Annotated in this window: 1 pseudogene; it reads left to right on the top strand. The window is 73.4% G+C overall.

The window, feature by feature from the left end:
* Positions 1 to 360: 360 nt before the first annotated feature.
* Positions 361 to 658, top strand: a pseudogene (locus tag CCN72_RS35315) (4Fe-4S dicluster domain-containing protein); the annotation flags it as partial.

Genomic DNA, 658 nt, shown 5'->3' on the forward strand with positions numbered 1-658 from the left:
CGGCGGCCATGGTCTGCATCTGGTGCGGATGCTCTCGCGGGATCTGGAGGTGACGGTGCTGCCGGAGGGCAAACGGGTCACCGCGACGGTCCCGCTGGTCTCCGAGGGCGGCGGGGCGCGGGGCGCAGGGTGAGCCCGCGCCGCACGGTGGGCGACGCCGTTCCGGGCGCGCGGAGTGCGGGCACCCGTGCCACGCTCGGGGGAGACCACGGGTCCCCCTGGAGGAACCGGCGCTCCACAGCCCGCTGGTGCCGGTCCTCATGAGACGTCACTCGTGACCGAGGAGGCATGCCATGGGCGACGGCCCTGAGGCCCGCGGGAACCAGTGGTACGGCCCCCAGCCGGACGTGGCCGGCGCGGATGGGGTTCTTCACCGACACCTCGGTGTGCATCGGCTGCAAGGCGTGCGAGGTGGCCTGCAAGGAGTGGAACGCGGTCCCGGAGGACGGCCTGGAACTGACCGGGATGTCCTACGACAACACGCGGACCCTGGGCGCCGACACCTGGCGGCATGTGGCCTTCATCGAGCAGAGCAAGCCGTTCGGCGGGCAGGAGCCCGGTGTCCGCCACGAGGACACGGATGTCTTCGCGGCGGCTGCGCGGCTCGGCACCGATGCCTCCTCCCCCGGCCCCGGTGCCACCGCTCCCCCGCCGGAGC

This window comes from Streptomyces murinus (assembly GCF_002154555.1).
In the GTDB taxonomy this organism is placed as follows: Bacteria; Actinomycetota; Actinomycetes; order Streptomycetales; family Streptomycetaceae; genus Streptomyces; species Streptomyces murinus.